Source organism: Enterobacter cloacae complex sp. IR5401, assembly GCF_049238425.1.
Taxonomy (GTDB): Bacteria; Pseudomonadota; Gammaproteobacteria; order Enterobacterales; family Enterobacteriaceae; genus Enterobacter; species Enterobacter hormaechei_C.
Genome location: NZ_JBMKHN010000033.1, coordinates 1 through 14819 on the forward strand (window position 1 = coordinate 1; position 14819 = coordinate 14819).

Annotated in this window: 13 protein-coding genes and 4 pseudogenes; 12 read left to right on the plus strand and 5 right to left on the minus strand. The window is 48.6% G+C overall.

All coding sequences use genetic code 11. The features are described 5' to 3' along the window. From ACOTX1_RS23330 to ACOTX1_RS23350, 5 genes and pseudogenes are all read left to right on the plus strand, one after another. A pseudogene (locus ACOTX1_RS23330) lies at window positions 1-87 on the plus strand (IS6 family transposase); the annotation flags it as partial. A 56-nt stretch (window positions 88-143) separates the two neighbouring features. Continuing rightward, window positions 144-257 (plus strand): annotated as a pseudogene (locus ACOTX1_RS23335) (DUF4113 domain-containing protein); the annotation flags it as partial. 411 nt (window positions 258-668) lie between these two features. Next, window positions 669-1544, plus strand: coding sequence for a RepB family plasmid replication initiator protein (locus tag ACOTX1_RS23340; RefSeq protein ID WP_004098982.1), 876 nt, complete (start codon window positions 669-671; stop codon window positions 1542-1544). Window positions 1545-2184: 640 nt separating this feature from the next. Further along, complete coding sequence (locus tag ACOTX1_RS23345; protein ID WP_004098977.1) at window positions 2185-2811, plus strand: ParA family plasmid-partitioning AAA ATPase; 627 nt, start codon at window positions 2185-2187, stop codon at window positions 2809-2811. After that, on the plus strand, window positions 2808-3110 hold the full coding sequence (locus ACOTX1_RS23350) for a hypothetical protein (protein ID WP_004197636.1): 303 nt from the start codon (window positions 2808-2810) through the stop codon (window positions 3108-3110). Before ACOTX1_RS23345 ends, ACOTX1_RS23350 begins: the two co-directional genes overlap by 4 nt. 423 nt (window positions 3111-3533) lie before the next feature. On the opposite strand, the gene ACOTX1_RS23355 is transcribed toward ACOTX1_RS23350, so the two are convergent. The 5 genes from ACOTX1_RS23355 to ACOTX1_RS23375 all read right to left on the minus strand — a co-directional run bounded on the left by ACOTX1_RS23355 (window position 3534) and on the right by ACOTX1_RS23375 (window position 8941). Then, on the minus strand, window positions 3534-4325 hold the full coding sequence (locus ACOTX1_RS23355) for a site-specific integrase (RefSeq protein ID WP_032667567.1): 792 nt from the start codon (window positions 4323-4325) through the stop codon (window positions 3534-3536). Further along, window positions 4322-5065, minus strand: a complete 744-nt coding sequence (locus ACOTX1_RS23360; protein WP_004098973.1) for a hypothetical protein — start codon at window positions 5063-5065, stop codon at window positions 4322-4324. The genes ACOTX1_RS23355 and ACOTX1_RS23360 overlap by 4 nt, the downstream gene beginning before the upstream one ends. Window positions 5066-5115: 50 nt before the next feature. Beyond that, on the minus strand, window positions 5116-5466 hold the full coding sequence (locus ACOTX1_RS23365) for a hypothetical protein (RefSeq protein WP_000493378.1): 351 nt from the start codon (window positions 5464-5466) through the stop codon (window positions 5116-5118). A gap of 623 nt (window positions 5467-6089) precedes the next feature. Next, window positions 6090-7898 (minus strand): ATP-binding protein, encoded by a 1809-nt coding sequence (locus ACOTX1_RS23370; RefSeq protein WP_032413492.1) that lies wholly within the window; start codon window positions 7896-7898, stop codon window positions 6090-6092. Then, the gene (locus ACOTX1_RS23375; RefSeq protein WP_032621004.1) at window positions 7895-8941 is read right to left on the minus strand and encodes an SIR2 family protein; all 1047 of its coding nucleotides are present in this window, start codon (window positions 8939-8941) and stop codon (window positions 7895-7897) included. Before ACOTX1_RS23375 ends, ACOTX1_RS23370 begins: the two co-directional genes overlap by 4 nt. 183 nt (window positions 8942-9124) lie before the next feature. On the opposite strand from ACOTX1_RS23375, the pseudogene ACOTX1_RS23380 reads away from it, so the two are divergent. The 7 genes and pseudogenes from ACOTX1_RS23380 to ACOTX1_RS23410 form a co-directional block, all read left to right on the plus strand. After that, a pseudogene (locus ACOTX1_RS23380) lies at window positions 9125-9817 on the plus strand (IS1 family transposase). A gap of 15 nt (window positions 9818-9832) precedes the next feature. Further along, window positions 9833-9976 (plus strand): annotated as a pseudogene (locus ACOTX1_RS23385) (IS110 family transposase); the annotation flags it as partial. 281 nt (window positions 9977-10257) lie between these two features. Beyond that, window positions 10258-11439: a DUF4268 domain-containing protein gene (locus ACOTX1_RS23390; protein ID WP_013023770.1), complete on the plus strand. Its 1182-nt coding sequence runs from the start codon at window positions 10258-10260 to the stop codon at window positions 11437-11439. Between the two features lie 495 nt (window positions 11440-11934). Beyond that, window positions 11935-12312 carry an IS66-like element accessory protein TnpA gene (gene tnpA / locus ACOTX1_RS23395; RefSeq protein WP_032667578.1) on the plus strand — a complete coding sequence of 126 codons (378 nt, stop codon included), beginning with the start codon at window positions 11935-11937 and terminating at the stop codon, window positions 12310-12312. Next, a complete protein-coding gene (tnpB, locus tag ACOTX1_RS23400; protein ID WP_032667561.1) occupies window positions 12309-12656 on the plus strand; it encodes an IS66 family insertion sequence element accessory protein TnpB in 348 nt (115 codons plus the stop codon). The genes tnpA and tnpB overlap by 4 nt, the downstream gene beginning before the upstream one ends. 50 nt (window positions 12657-12706) lie before the next feature. After that, window positions 12707-14245: an IS66 family transposase gene (gene tnpC, locus ACOTX1_RS23405; RefSeq protein ID WP_032667560.1), complete on the plus strand. Its 1539-nt coding sequence runs from the start codon at window positions 12707-12709 to the stop codon at window positions 14243-14245. 116 nt (window positions 14246-14361) lie between these two features. Then, window positions 14362-14819: EcoRII N-terminal effector-binding domain-containing protein (locus ACOTX1_RS23410; RefSeq protein ID WP_421766878.1), on the plus strand; the 458-nt coding region annotated here is incomplete at its 3' end.

The following is a 14819-nucleotide window of genomic DNA, read 5'->3' on the forward strand; positions in this document are numbered from 1 at the left end:
GCACTACGCAAAGGCCAGGCCTCAGCATTTTATTATGGTGATCCCCTGGGCGAAATGCGCCTGGTAAGCAGAGTTTTTGAAATGTAAGGCCTTTGAATAAGACAAAACGCTGCCTCATCGCTAACTTTGCAACAGTGCCGTGTAAAGTATGGTTTGCCGGTAGAGGAATTGCGCCATCCTGGCAAATGAAACGCGATATGCTCTCCCCTGCGTACACCACTCGCTGGAGAGATATCCCCGTTGCGAGGATCGGTTAAATTTTGCCTTTCAGAGAGAGCCAGCAGTGCTCGCCGCAGCCGAACGACAGGGCGAAGCCCGCGAGTGAGCGAGGAAGCACCAGGGGAGCTGAAGCCTTTTAAAGCACCTTACGCACTTAAGTTCTATAGATTCCATAATGAGTTATCCACATATCCTTTGAGTAGATCCAATAACTTACCCTTAGTTATCCAAATAGATCCAAACTGATCCCTTTAGCGGCAAAACCTTTGTTTACGGGCTTCGTAGCGATTTCAGGTGTGTCGTAGTGGGAAAAAGGTGTTCTGAAGCGGGAAAAAGGTGTGTCAAAACGGGGTAAGGGTGGGTAGAATCGGGAAGAAAGGTGTGTCAAAACGGGAAATAGTTAATATTTAGGCACATATCGATCATATGCTATGAATGGATATAACTATATGAATGAGAATGTTTATATCGGCGAGGTTATAGGTCCAGATTGTGAAAGTGTTAACAATAAACTCACCGTCACAAGTAAGGCCACAGTTCAGCCTGTAGCCCTGATGAGATTAAATGTTTTTGTTCCTTCAAGCAGGCCTGCAAAGGGCACCAGAACATCAATCGATGCGACCTCTGTTCTCAAGGATCTGGAATTCTCAAGGCGGGAGGGGTACGACGATATTCGTATAACCGGTGAACGGTTGAGTATGGCCATCGACTTCAAGGTATGGGTCGGTATCATAGAAGCTTTCAGTAAGTACGGTTTAAAAACCAACAGCATTAAGCTTACTTTTCATGAGTTTGCTGGAATGTGCCGCTTTGAGTCTAAGAGATTCGATTCCCGTCTTAGAAAAAGTATTTCAGAAGCTTTGACCAGGATACGTGGCAAGACCATTACCTTTACCCGTAGCGACTCAGAGGGCCTTCAAAAAGTTTCCGTAACAGGTTTGCTTAAGACAGGTGAACTGGATTTTGCAAACGACCAGGTGGAACTTGAAGCTGATCAGCGACTATGGGAACTCTACCAAACTGATTACACTGTTCTGCTACGACATAAACCGATAAACGCTTTAACCCGAAAGGAAGCAGCTCAGGCCCTGTATACTTTCATCGAAAGCCTGCCTACGAACCCAGTCCCCATATCTTTCAAACGAATACGAGACAGGCTCTCATTGCTCTCTCCGGTAAAGGAACAGAACCGTATCATTAAACTGGCCCTCAAGCAGTTGCAGGATATTGGGTACCTTGACCACAGCATCACCAAAAAAGGTAAAGAGACTTTCATTCTGATCCACCGTCGCTCAGCAAATCTGAAACCAGGAACAGCTGTATAAGGTGTGTCAAAACGGGAAAGCAACGCGATTAAGGTGTGTTGAAACGGGAGGTCTCTTCTTAAACATCTTGATAGGTGTGTTGTAGGGGGAAGCCTCGCCTTAAACGTCTTAATAGGTGTGTTGTAGCGGGATGAGAACCTGTTAAATGTGTGTTTTTATCTGTATATACTTACGCACCTTCCCACTTCAACACACCTTTTTGGATAGAAGTGAGAAGCTATCCCGCTTCTCACCACCTTTTACCAAATTTGTCTCACCGACTCCCCACTTCGACACACCGAAGATTCAAAGGCTTCCCACTACGCCCCACTTTTTGCTTCACGCGGTCATAACTGGTTGATACTACCCTCCCTAAAGGTAGCCTGGAGTTGAAAGCCGCATTATGTGGTTCTATGGGGATTTCGGATAAAGGCACCACTTTGCCATCTTGTTATCCTGTTATCTTGTTATCTTGTTATCTTGTTATCTTGTTATATTGTTATCCTAACATCTTACTAATTTGTTAAGATTCAAAGATAATTCAATTATAAATCATGTAGTTAACAACTTAACAAGATATTAACTTAATAAAGGCATTGCAATATTGTCGCCTGTTTGGCAATATTAAGTTGTTAACTTAACAACTTAATATGAGGCTATGATGATAATAGTATTGGGTAGTCAAAAGGGTGGGGTTGGTAAAAGTACACTGGCGGTATCTATAGCTGCGTATCTGATGTCACTGGGCAATAGAGTGATCATTGTCGACGCAGATGACCAGAAATCTGTATTGACCTGGTACAACAATCGTCCTGAAGATCTTCCCCATATTCCGGTTACTGGCGCAACAGGCAACATCAAAGCCATGCTAAAGGAACACGAGAAATCTTATGACTTTGTCATCGCAGACTGTGCTGGCCGCGACAGTGCAGAAATGCGTAGTGGGTTGATGGCCGCTGACGTATTCATTTCTCCGTTGCGGCCTTCTCAGATGGACCTGGATGTAGTGCCTCATACATGCTCTGTTTTTACAGCAGCAAAAGATTTTAATGAGGACGTCCGGGGATATCTCGTTTTAAACATGACGCCCACGAACATGTTTGTCAATGAAGCAAATCAGGCAGCTGACGTACTCAAGGATTATCCTGAAATGTGTCTGGCTAGCTCCCGAGTTTGTGATCGAAAAGCGCATCGAGATGCCTGGGCAGAATCAATGACAATTTTTGAAACGCAAAATGACAAAGCACAACAAGAAATCGAATCGTTAGTTAAAGAGGTTATTCTGTGAGAAATAGAGCAAATACTCCATCTCGTGATGAGGCAGCGTTTATTAACGGTGGTACTGCTGGTATTGATAATACCAAAGTGACTTCAGAGAGACCATTGGCTGTAAGTAAAGCAAAACCAGTGAGCATTTCCTTTTTTGAAGAAAACTTAAAAGACATTGATGATCTTATAACGGGTGAAATGATTTCAGGTAAAAGCAGAGTGAATCGTTCTGACGTAGTCAGGGCAGCGGTAGAGGCACTAAAAAGTTTATCAAAAACAGAGATATCCAGATTAATCGCAGAAGCGAAACAACGATAACATCTTGTTATCTTGTTATCTTGTTATCTTGTTATCTTGTTATCTTGTTCAGGGTGGTAACACCTTTTATATCGAGGCAACAACTTCGCGATAGTGAAAATTTGCGGATGGCCTCAGTCCTATACATAAGGGGATATACATGAATTCAAATACTACAATCGCCTTACATTTTTCGCTTGCATTACTATTTACGTTGCTATCAGTGGCTGGTAGCAACCATGATTTAGCAGGAGTTGTATCTCAATTATTCCTTATTTTCATGGCTGCATTTTTTTTCTTTAGGGCAATGAGGGCCTTTCTGAACATCATTAATGTGATTGATAGCTGTAAAAGGTGAGGCAGGATAAGCCCCCATTAAGCTTGGACTGTTTCCCACACAAGAACTACTTTAGGTTGAAACCTGGGGTATTACCCATAGTTGACCTATGTAGATTGGTCTGGGGTTAACTTTTTTATCAACGCAACAGCTTCAGCTTCCGGCATGGCGAACTGCACACGATGGCGCGCCGCGACATCGAGCGCAAACACCTTCGTATAGACCTCCGTCGAGCTAATCGATTTGTGGCCCATCAGGCTCTGCAAAACCTTCAGTGGTATGCCGGCATACAGCATGTGCATCGCGTAGGAGTGACGGAACGTATGGGGGGTCACCGGTACTGAGAACGTCACCCCGTCGGCCGCTGCGGACTCCACCGCTTCGCTAAGCCAGGTGCGGACGGTACGGTCTGTGATCTCCCAGATGCGCGCCTTCTCCATTCTGCCGGTGCGCTTGTTTCGTCTTTCCAGCGGAATTTTCAGGGTGGCCACCATCATCTGCAGCTGGCTGACGTAGTGGTGATCGGAAAGCGGAACCAGACGATGAGCCTGGCTACCGGCGGGAGCTCGGCCGGCTGTCCTGGCCGCTTTTTCGGTGCGCTGCTTAAGCGTGGCCAGCTGCACGAACGGATACGGTGGCGCCAGCGAAAAATCCCCCCGGGTCAGCGCCAGCGCCTCGTTGATACGTGCGCCGGTGTTCCAGAGGGTTGCCAGCAGCATCTTGCGGTGCAAATCGGGCACATAATGGAGCAGGGCGCTGACTTCCGGTGCCAGCAGGTATTTCGGTAGTTCATCTTGAACGAGCGCCATCTGGCGCAGGGCCAGCGCGGCGGGATAGTCAATGGCCACCGGCATTTGCGCCGGCTGCTGCGGGTGAGAATATGATAAGAGGCCGCTCATTGGTTTGACATTCCATCAGGTATCACTACTTGATTCCACTCCCTGTTGCGGGTAGCTTCAGCAGCGCGCAGGGCTCTTTCGCGTCTCCAGACTTTACGAAACACGGAAACTGCAGACCATTCATCATGACCTGTAAGACGTGTTTCGGGCATCCCGGTTGCCTTGCGCAGACGGACGGCAAGAATGACAGCGTTGATGCCCAAGCGCGTGAACTGATACTGCCGTTCCCTGAAATAGTCCTTATGCCAAGGAGGGTCGGAGTATTCGGCGGCATATGCAATTGCCCTGTGGGCCTCATCCTGGAGCACCGGCAGTTCACGGATGCGATACATAAGACGTGGCTCTAAAGTCCGCCAGTCACCGGAGACATCGATCAGATTCAGTTCAGGGTAATTCGTGACAGCTTTTCTCTCAGGCTGGGGGGCATCATCATCCTGGCCGTCATCCGTCACAACCCGGAAACAACCCTCAGCATACCGTTCAAGCATGAATACCAACTCGGTGGCAATGTAATGCAGTTCCTTTTTCATTTTATCTTCTGACGCCTGTCTCTCACGCTTAAGCGTGAAATAATGTGTCAGCCAGATGCCAGTGAGTGTTATACCCCCAGTAAGCAGGCCAGTGATAAGCCCGGTTGCCACGTTTCCCCAGATCCCCGCCCCTTGATTAATCAGCTGTACGGAAACCGGATGGGATGTCGCAGCAACTATACTCTCAGTTGCGGCCTGTATATCAGTCATTGATCATTTACCCCTTTATATTCCTGAGAAATCCCGCCCTCTGTCCGTAGTCAGCGGCCGGCAGCCAGCTCTTCAGCCAGTTTCACAAACCTTTTGTGCTCAGTCTGCAGGTAATGGCTGTAAATCCGGGCATCACGTTCTGTCAGTCCGGATGGATTGCCGGTGAAGTAACGTTGCAGCACCGCAATACAGTGATTGTAGGTATCGAGATCATATTCCCAGTTTCCCAGCTCACCGGCCGCATCCAGTTCCTGGCGAAACTGCTCGTATTTACGGAGCAGAATGCCAAGACCTAATTCTGTTGCAGCATAAAGATTATTTTCTCCTGGCGCGGAAATCGCATTACGGATTTTTTCAAAAGCATAACTGAAATCATTTCTCTCATTGAATGCAGTAAACATGTCCTTTCCTCAGTTGAATAGTTAGCCGTGCAATTTTACCACACCTCAATCATCGTCAGATGAGTGCCACTCTGTCGCGACAGTGACTTTCACGAGAGTGATTTTCACATACTAAAATAATAATCAGCCATATAACCACGTAATTAAATTACCGGATGGCCGTTTCCGGCAGATCCGATTTTTTTTCGTATAACAACTTTCCGGAAGTGTACCACGGTCAGGGAATAATCATATCGCCCTTATCGGCCGCTGAGCGACAGCTCACGATCAGGCCGTGAAACACAACATATAGAATAAAACTCAGCTGATGGCGTGGCGCATCTTGTGCCCGTGGGCCTGTGGGCGGACGGTGAGGATCGGCAGATCCGGGACTTGGAGTTTTCGGATCTCAGGAAAAGAAAGGAGTGAGGGATAAAAACTGACATTATTAAAAATATAAAAGCAATGCTTAAAAAGCATAAAAGCACTTTTTGTAATTACTGCTAGTACTACAAGAAGAATCTTTAGTTTGAGGCGGCGTTTATGAAGGTGACCGAGCCGGACGCGATTCCAGCATTAGCTGATCTGCTCACACTGAACGGGGAGACAGGCTGCCGTTCTGCTCAGAGAAGCGGCAGCCGTGGCTAAAGCATTAGGTCTTCAAAATTCAGCGTATGGCTGTGCGGCTTTTTGCGGAAAGACAGCTCGTTTATACGAAGCTTAAGTGGCATAGGGCAGATCACGCCACTGAATATGCAGGTGCCGGTTGCAAGCGTTGGAATAGATTCTTCAGTCATGCGGTCTATGTAGGAAACGGATTTTTCAATAGCATACAGATCGTTCTGATTTATCAACCGGTGAATGAAATAGTTATGTGCCTGAGAAATGATAGTCGGGGAGATATCATTTGGTCGCTGACTGGATATCGTCACAAAGACGCCAAATTTTCTGCCCTCCTTAATTATCTCTTCAAACGTTTCGAGCCGATAATCCTTCCAGCTTTCTGATTCCCTGAACGAGGTGTTCGAAAGGATATTGTGTGCTTCGTCTATGATGAGATGGAGAGTGGACGGTACCTTATCCATTTTTTTTGCTGAATAGGCCCATTTGGCCATTAAAAGTGGTAGCGTTTTTTTCATGGTCAGATTGACCATATTAAGGTTCAGGACAACAAAGTTCGTTTCTGCCCAGATGGTTCCGCCGGATGCAGTATTGAAAATTTTACGAATATCTTTTTTCAGTCCGCTCATTCGGTTGATGACAGGAGAAAGATGTTCAGGATTTGAGCGACTTGAAAGATATTCAATAATTAGCTGAACATACATATAGTCCAGCAACTCTTCCATTATATCTTCGGGAAATTCATAATTCTGAGCCCTCTGGTACATATTGCACTGATGAGTATTTTCTTCATTAGAAAAGTAAACACCTGTCTTAGTTCGCCATACGCCGCCGTTGTTATAAAAAAATTCAATATCTGCTATCAGGTCTTCGTCCTTAAGTACGGGACGGAATAAATCAATCAGGTCGTCACTTTTTTTCTTTTCGCAACCAAACAGAGTTTCGGTGACCCGCCGTTTCAGAATTTCACGAAAATATGACTGAGGGTTCAGCTTCGACTCCACTCGCTTTTTGAATTCAAGTACTCGCTTCAGGAAAGGTTTCTGCGTTTTGTCGGTGGCATCCGTCAGGACAGAGAGAATCTCATGCTCAAGCAGTATCTCAGCAGGCATCGGAATGCGATCACCCTCTTCATCATGCGTGCTAAGATTGTAAACAACCTTGTCGCGCGTAATGCAACTTCTCCCACCATATTCACCATTGAAATCAAATAAAAGAAACCGTGACCGACTTCTGAATCCTTCGCCTAGTAGGTTTTTCAGGGCCTCATAGCCATGCTGGTAAAGCGCGGCCAGAGTATTGGACTTGCCGCTGCCAGTATTACCGAAGATGGCGATGTGTGAGTTGAGAAGGCCGCTTATCGGGAGAGTGATATCAATATCTTCGAGATCGGTGCGCGAAAAATTCAGCCCAGACTCGCCCGCTGGCGCGATCGAGTGGATAAGATGAAGTTGTTCCTCAGACATCAGAAAAACTTCATTGCCGATAAGGGGTAACTCGCGTGTTCCGCCAGTAAAGCGCCCGTTCCGGTCAATGTAGCCTGCCAGTGAGGCTGTAAGATAGCGTCGGAAGCGAAGCGAATCGCTTCCGCTACCAACAGGTGATTTTTCCTCGACAATCTTCTCGGTTTCTACCTTTGCAATCAGACTCATGAAGCCTTTTTTGACTTCGATGAAACTACCTACTGAAACATTTTTGAGCACCTTACCGTGATAGAAAAGGTCACTCAGATTTTTATTTTTATCGACAAGCACGCTGAGTGTTCTGCCCGATACTTCACGAACCTCACCGATCCTTAATACTGCTTCTTCGTTAACAAAAGCGGAGGTCATTTCATACCTCCAAGAAAGCTGGTTATAATTTCATTCATCTTTTTGAAGTCCAACGGAGCTCCAGGAGTAAAAACCACATCAACGTTGGAATAATCTCGGAATTTACCAAGAAATAGGTCTTTAGCCGCCTCGTTGTAAGCGAATATAACAATTTTGAGCGTGGCGTTTCGTAGCGCTTTTTTGGTAAGGGTTTCAATATGCTCATCCGCAAAAGAAAATCCGAAAACTATAAGCAAAGAGCCTTCTTTATCCAGCTCATTTGAATAAGTCCGTAGTAGATCGTAATACACGTTTTCAAGTAAGGTTTCACGAAATTTATCCTTTCGCGGCAGAACCAGTTGATGTGACATAACCCAGTCCTGCTTCTCCTTTGGTGTATTGAACGCAACTGGCTTCATATCCTTAATGGAATAATAGATTTCCTTATCATAGCTATGCCAGGAAAGGGAACCATGCAGCTTGATGAGATTCACCGTAGGTAGTTCCACGCTGTAATTATAAAGGTTTCCGGTTGCGTGTATGGTCTGATAAAAACATTTGGCATCGAATACTGTCCGGTTGTAAATATCAGCGCGCTGACGGAATCCATCATTCAGAATGACGTTGTTATTTTTAACCGCCGCATCCTCAATGAACAAATCATAGTTAGTCGTAAAAAGGTTGATGCGCCGCGGTAGCAATCCAGTCCGCCGCCTCGTTAGAAGCATTTCTAATGCCCGCATGAGCTTCGCGTAGTTGTTTTGTGTCGATACGACATCATCTATTAAAGTAGGAAGGATTACCTCTGCGGGCCTGCTTCGCTTCAGGAGGACGTTGTTTGCCTTCCATACATTGTCCAGAAAAGACTCAGATTTACTGAAGTATTCATCATCATTTCCGGCGCGGACCAGAGCCTCAAGCTCGCTTTCAATATCACCTAACACGCTGATTGCAGGCAGTGATGCTCCTGAGCCAATGATGAAATTGATGTTTGCTGACTGAAATATGCGTTCAAAGTATTCACGATCTCTGTCCTGCCCGTAGTAAGCCCGATAAGTCGCCACGCTGTGCCTTTCCTTAAATATCGTAGATAAGATTTATCTTACATGTTTCAACAAGTGATGCATCCTGTTTAAATTTCATTCTCTGACTCATATACGAACGTAGCTAAACGAATCAGGTAGGCAGTTTCGGTGATGCTGCCAACTTACTGATTAAGCGTATGATGGTGTTTTTGAGGTGCTCCAGTGGCTTCTGTTTTTATCAGCTGTCCCTCCTGTTCAGCTACTGACGAGGTGGTGCGAACGGCAAAAGCACTGCCGAACATCAGCGCTATCTCTGCTCTCACTGCCGTAAAACATGGCAGCTACAGTTTACTTACACCGCCTCTCAACCCGGTACGCACCAGAAAATCATTGATATGGCCATGAATGGCGTCGGATGTCGCGCCAGTGCACGCATTATGGGCGTTGGCTTCAACACGATTTTACGGCACTTAAAAAACTCAGGCCGTAGTCGGTATTCTCGCGCATACAGCCGGGCAGTGACGTCATCGTCTGCGCGGAAATGGACGAACAGTGGGGCTACGTCGGGGCTAAATCGCGGCAGCGCTGGCTGTTTTACGCGTATGACAGGCTCCGGAAGACGGTTGTTGCGCACGTATTTGGTGAACGCACTATAGCGACGCTGGAGCGTCTTATGAGCCTGCTGTCACCCTTTGGGTGATATGGATGACGGATGGCTGGCCACTGTATGAATCCCGCCTGAAGGGAAAACTGCACGTTATCAGCAAGCGATATACGCAGCGAAATGAGCGGCATAACCTGAATCTGAGGCAGCATCTGGCAAGGCTGGGACGGAAGTCGCTGTCGTTCTCAAAATCGGTGGAGTTGCATGACAAAGTCATCGGGCATTATCTGAACATAAAACACTATCAATAATTTGGAGTCATTACCTACGATGAGATGTGCCTGCGGGGTAAACCTAAAATGGTGGCCATTGGCGCGCTGATGCGGAAACTGGTGCACTGGTGTTATGGCGTCCTGAAGACCGGAACCGTTTTTAATGACGAAGGTCTGAAACAAGTACTGTCAACCTGACTATACCTGGCTGGCATTAAACTCAATGTAACGCTCACAGCAGTAAGTGAGCGCAGTCCGCTATGAGCGATCTACGGACATTGCTAGCAGCATTAGGTGTGAGTCAACAGGGAGCTTGTCAGCTCACGCTACCGGAGGATATGATAAATGGGGAATTGAGAAATTTAAATTTCAATATAAACAAACAATTATCTTCTTAGCGTACGTTTCCGTTCCATTACCCTCAAACCCAAATAAGATAATTCTGCCAGAAGCAAAACAATCAGGATGTGAGATAGAAAATGTATAAGATTGATCGGCAAAACAATAGCCTCAAGTCGCTCATGGAAGTCTCTTTTAGCAGTCTTGGTTTTCGCGAACGCGATCATTTGCAAGAGTGGCTGGCAAACAATCCTCAAGCGTTGACTAAGAAAGATGATAAAGAGGACGAACTTTTAATTATTCAGAAAGAGTTTGCTGGTTTTGATGAGACTAACGAACGTCTCGATCTGCTGGCTATCGACAAAAAAGGCAACTTGGTCATTATCGAGAATAAACTTGATGATTCAGGGCGTGACGTGGTCTGGCAGGCGCTGAAGTATGCGGGTTACTGCGCCAACCTTCGTCAGGAAAGCGTTGTCGAAATTTTTCAGCTTTATCTTACACAACATGAACCCTCGGAAATCCGCCCTGCGGCAGAAGTTATTGCAGAATTTATGGGCTGGGAAAGTTTGAAAGAAGGTGTGCTCAATCGAAAAGGGACACAGCGCGTTATCATGGTAGCGGCGAATTTCCGCAAAGAAGTTACCAATACTGCACTATGGCTAATGCAGTTTGGCATCCGAGTGCAATGCTTCAAAGCGACGCCGTACCTCTTTGCCGAGGATGTTTTTGTCGATATACGGCAGGTCATTCCGACTCCTGAAGCGGAATCCTACATGATTGGAATGGCGCAGAAAGAGGCAGAAGAGCAGTCCACCTCAAGCAGTAGCGAACTGCAACAACGACATTATTTACGCCGTGAGTTCTGGTCGTTAGCACTGGAAAAATTCCGTACCAGCACATGTTCATTATTTAACAACCGAGCACCTACGACAGACCATTGGCTGGCAGCGGGTTCGGGGGTTAGTGGCGTGCCTTTTGAAGTGATCTTCTCGCAAAAAGATGCTCGCATTCAGCTCAATATTTCACGTTCAGATGCGGTAGAAAATACATGGCTGTTTGAGCGTCTGTCAGAGCGCAAAACGCATATTGAGTCGCAGTTTGGTGGGATGCTCAATTGGCGACTACTGCCTGAGAGAAAAAGCTGCCAGGTTGTTTGTGCAAAAGCATTTGACGGCGGAAACAAAGAACTTTGGCCTGACATCATTAGCTGGATGATTGATGGTATGACCCGTCTGGAAAAAGCAATTCGCCCGAGCTTACAGGAGCTGGCGGTTGAGCTGAAAAAGTCAGGTCTGATCACCGAAGGTGGGGACGAGTAGTATTAAGTAGAGTGACCCTGACCCGTGATCCACGCAAACTGTAATTAACAACTTCCGCTCCTGGCACAAAGCAGACGTTAAAGTCTACACTTCCTGATGCCGCGTCAGCGGCATGGAGGCGCCAGATGAGGTTACATGTGTCTGTGGAGTCAAATGGCGCCGAAAGCCCGGCGTAGCCGGTTGCCGGGCTATAAATTCTGCCACCCTACCCCCTGCCCTGATTAGCCTTAACCCGCTAACAGCAATGAAGAAGTCAAAGTAATCCCTTTTAACCCCGGTGAGCGGGCTTTACGGCGTTTACGACGTAAAGGGCGTGATTTCCGGGGCCTTAGCGGCGGCAGCTTGCTGCTGACGCTTAGGGGGATGTTCATCAACTATCTAAGCGACACCAGGGAACTTAACGGTAAGCGTACAGCGAGAGCCGTCTGGTCATAACCTGATGTATTCGACAAAGTGGTGTCCACCAAATAAGTAGTGGGAACCAAAGTGTCAGATATGCAGAAAAATGTGACTCCCGGCAGGCGTAAGGGCTGCCCTAATTATTCTCCTGAGTTTAAGCAGCAGCTCGTTGCTGCCTCCTGCGAACCCGGAATATCCATCTCAAAACTGGTGCTTGAAAACGGCATCAACGCTAATTTGTTATTTAAATGGCGCCAGCAGTGGCGCGACGGAAAGCTACTGTTACCTTCCTCAGAGAGTCCTCAGCTACTTCCTGTGACTCTCGATGCCACTGCCGTACAGCCAAAATCGCTCGCGGAAGACCCGGGGCTCAGTATCAGCTGTGAGGTAACGTTCCGGCACGGGACGCTTCGCCTCAACGGTACTGTCAGCGAAAAGTTCCTGGCTCTGCTGATACAGGAACTGAAGCGATGATCCCGTTACCTTCAGGCACAAAAATCTGGCTGGTAGCCGGGATCACCGACATGCGCAACGGCTTCAATGGTCTGGCCGCAAAGGTGCAGACAGCGCTGAAAGATGACCCGATGTCCGGCCACGTCTTCATCTTCCGGGGACGCAGCGGCAGTCAGGTCAAACTGCTGTGGGCCACCGGCGACGGGCTGTGCCTGCTGACAAAGCGGCTGGAACGTGGTCGCTTCGCCTGGCCCTCAGCCCGCGATGGCAAAGTGTTCCTGACCCCGGCGCAGCTGGCGATGCTGATGGAAGGTATCGACTGGCGACAGCCAAAGCGGTTACTGACCTCCCTGACCATGCTGTAGCTCTCTTTAATCCTGGTTGTCGCAGAATAAGCCTGGTAAAATACGGGCTTATGAACGACGCCTCTTCTGACGACATCCTTCTGCTGAAACAGCGCCTGACCGAACAGGAAGCGCTGAACCGTGCTCTGCTGGAAAAACTGGCCGATCGTGAACGCGAAATAGACCATCTGCAGGCGCAGCTGGATAAGCTGCGCCGGATGAACTTCGGCAGCCGTTCCGAAAAGGTATCCCGCCGTATCGCGCAGATGGAAGCTGATCTGAACCGGCTTCAGCAGGAAAGCGATGCCCTTACCGGTCTGGTTGATGACCCCGCGGTGCAGCGCCCGCTGCGTCAGACCCGCACCCGTAAACCGTTCCCCGAATCGCTTCCCCGTGATGAAAAGCGGTTGTTACCCGCAGAGCCCTGCTGTCCGGAGTGTGGTGGTTCGCTGAATTACCTGGGTGAGGATGCCGCCGAACAGCTGGAGCTGATGCGCAGCGCCTTCCGGGTTATCCGTACGGTGCGCGAAAAGCATGCCTGTCGTCGGTGCGACCGCATCGTGCAGGCCCCGGCGCCTTCGCGCCCCATCGAGCGGGGCATAGCTGGACCGGGGCTGCTGGCCCGCGTGCTGACCTCAAAGTATGCAGAGCACACACCGCTGTATCGCCAGTCTGAAATATACGGCCGCCAGGGCGTGGAGCTGAGTCGCTCACTCCTGTCGGGCTGGGTGGATGCGTGTTGCCGGCTGCTGTCGCCGCTGGAAGAGGCGCTTCGAAACTATGTGCTGACTGACGGCAAGCTTCATGCCGATGACACGCCGGTGCCGGTGCTGCTACCGGGTAATAAGAAAACGAAGACGGGGCGCTTATGGACGTACGTTCGTGACGACCGTAACGCCGGATCCGCGCTGACGCCGGCGGTGTGGTTCGCTTACAGCCCGGACAGAAAAGGCATCCACCCGCAGACCCATCTTGCCGGCTTCAGCGGTGTGCTGCAGGCAGATGCATATGCCGGGTTCAACGAGCTGTACCGCGATGGGCGGATAACGGAAGCTGCCTGCTGGGCTCACGCCCGCCGTAAGCTCCACGATGTGCACGTTCGCACCCCATCAGCGCTGACGGAGGAAGCCCTGAAACGGATCGGCGAGTTGTATGCCATCGAGGCGGAAATAAGGGGAATGCCGGCAGAACAGCGACTCGGCGAACGTCAGCAGAAAGCTAAACCGCGACTGAAATCCCTGGAAAGCTGGCTGCGAGAAAAGGTGAAAACCCTGTCGCGACACTCAGAGCTGACAAAAGCGTTCGCGTACGCCCTGAACCAGTGGCCGGCACTGGCGTACTATGCAGGCGATGGCTGGGCTGAAGCAGATAATAACATCGCAGAAAATGCCCTGCGGCTGGTCAGTCTGGGGAGAAAAAACTGGCTGTTCTTCGGTTCTGACCACGGTGGTGAGCGGGGAGCACTGCTGTACAGCCTGATCGGGACATGCAAACTGAACAGCGTGGAGCCAGAAAGCTACCTCCGCTATGTTCTTGACGTTATTTCTGACTGGCCGGTCAATCGGGTGAGTGAACTGCTCCCCTGGCGCGTAGCACTGCCGACTGAATAACACATCCCCGTCAATACGGCTCTCGCTGTACGCTTACCCTGTAACAGCCTTTCTGGCTGTTTGTATATAATTATGAAAAAATGGTGAGTAGAGTTTCAGGGTAACAGGGGATGCTTATGTCGGTTTTCCACAACTGGCTACTTGAGATCGCATGTGAGAATTACTTCGTCTACATCAAACGCCTTTCCGCCAACGATACCGGCGCAACAGGTGGTCACCAGGTAGGGCTTTATATCCCTTCAGGTATCGTTGAAAAACTGTTTCCGTCTATCAACCATACCCGTGAACTGAACCCTTCGGTTTTTCTCACCGCACATGTGTCATCGCATGATTGCCCTGACAGCGAAGCCCGGGCAATTTATTATAACAGCCGTCATTTTGGTAAAACCCGGAATGAAAAAAGGATTACCCGCTGGGGTAGAGGCAGCCCACTTCAGAATCCTGAAAATACAGGGGCTCTGACGCTACTGGCTTTCAAGCTTGATGAGCAAGGGGGGGACTGTAAGGAAGTAAATATTTGGGTATGCGCCAGCACTGATGAAGAGGACGTCATTGAGACCGCTATTGGTGAAGT

Bases quoted from the DNA above. Each gene is read 5' to 3' on its own strand.
- ACOTX1_RS23360 (WP_004098973.1), bottom strand. From the start codon at position 5,065: ATGACTGATATACAGGCCGCAACTGAGAGTATAGTTGCTGCGACATCC.
- tnpB (WP_032667561.1), top strand. From the start codon at position 12,309: ATGATCCCGTTACCTTCAGGCACAAAAATCTGGCTGGTAGCCGGGATC.
- ACOTX1_RS23345 (WP_004098977.1), top strand. From the start codon at position 2,185: ATGATAATAGTATTGGGTAGTCAAAAGGGTGGGGTTGGTAAAAGTACA.
- ACOTX1_RS23390 (WP_013023770.1), top strand. From the start codon at position 10,258: ATGTATAAGATTGATCGGCAAAACAATAGCCTCAAGTCGCTCATGGAA.
- tnpC (WP_032667560.1), top strand. From the start codon at position 12,707: ATGAACGACGCCTCTTCTGACGACATCCTTCTGCTGAAACAGCGCCTG.
- ACOTX1_RS23370 (WP_032413492.1), bottom strand. From the start codon at position 7,898: ATGACCTCCGCTTTTGTTAACGAAGAAGCAGTATTAAGGATCGGTGAG.
- ACOTX1_RS23355 (WP_032667567.1), bottom strand. From the start codon at position 4,325: ATGAGCGGCCTCTTATCATATTCTCACCCGCAGCAGCCGGCGCAAATG.
- tnpA (WP_032667578.1), top strand. From the start codon at position 11,935: ATGCAGAAAAATGTGACTCCCGGCAGGCGTAAGGGCTGCCCTAATTAT.
- ACOTX1_RS23340 (WP_004098982.1), top strand. From the start codon at position 669: ATGAATGAGAATGTTTATATCGGCGAGGTTATAGGTCCAGATTGTGAA.
- ACOTX1_RS23365 (WP_000493378.1), bottom strand. From the start codon at position 5,466: ATGTTTACTGCATTCAATGAGAGAAATGATTTCAGTTATGCTTTTGAA.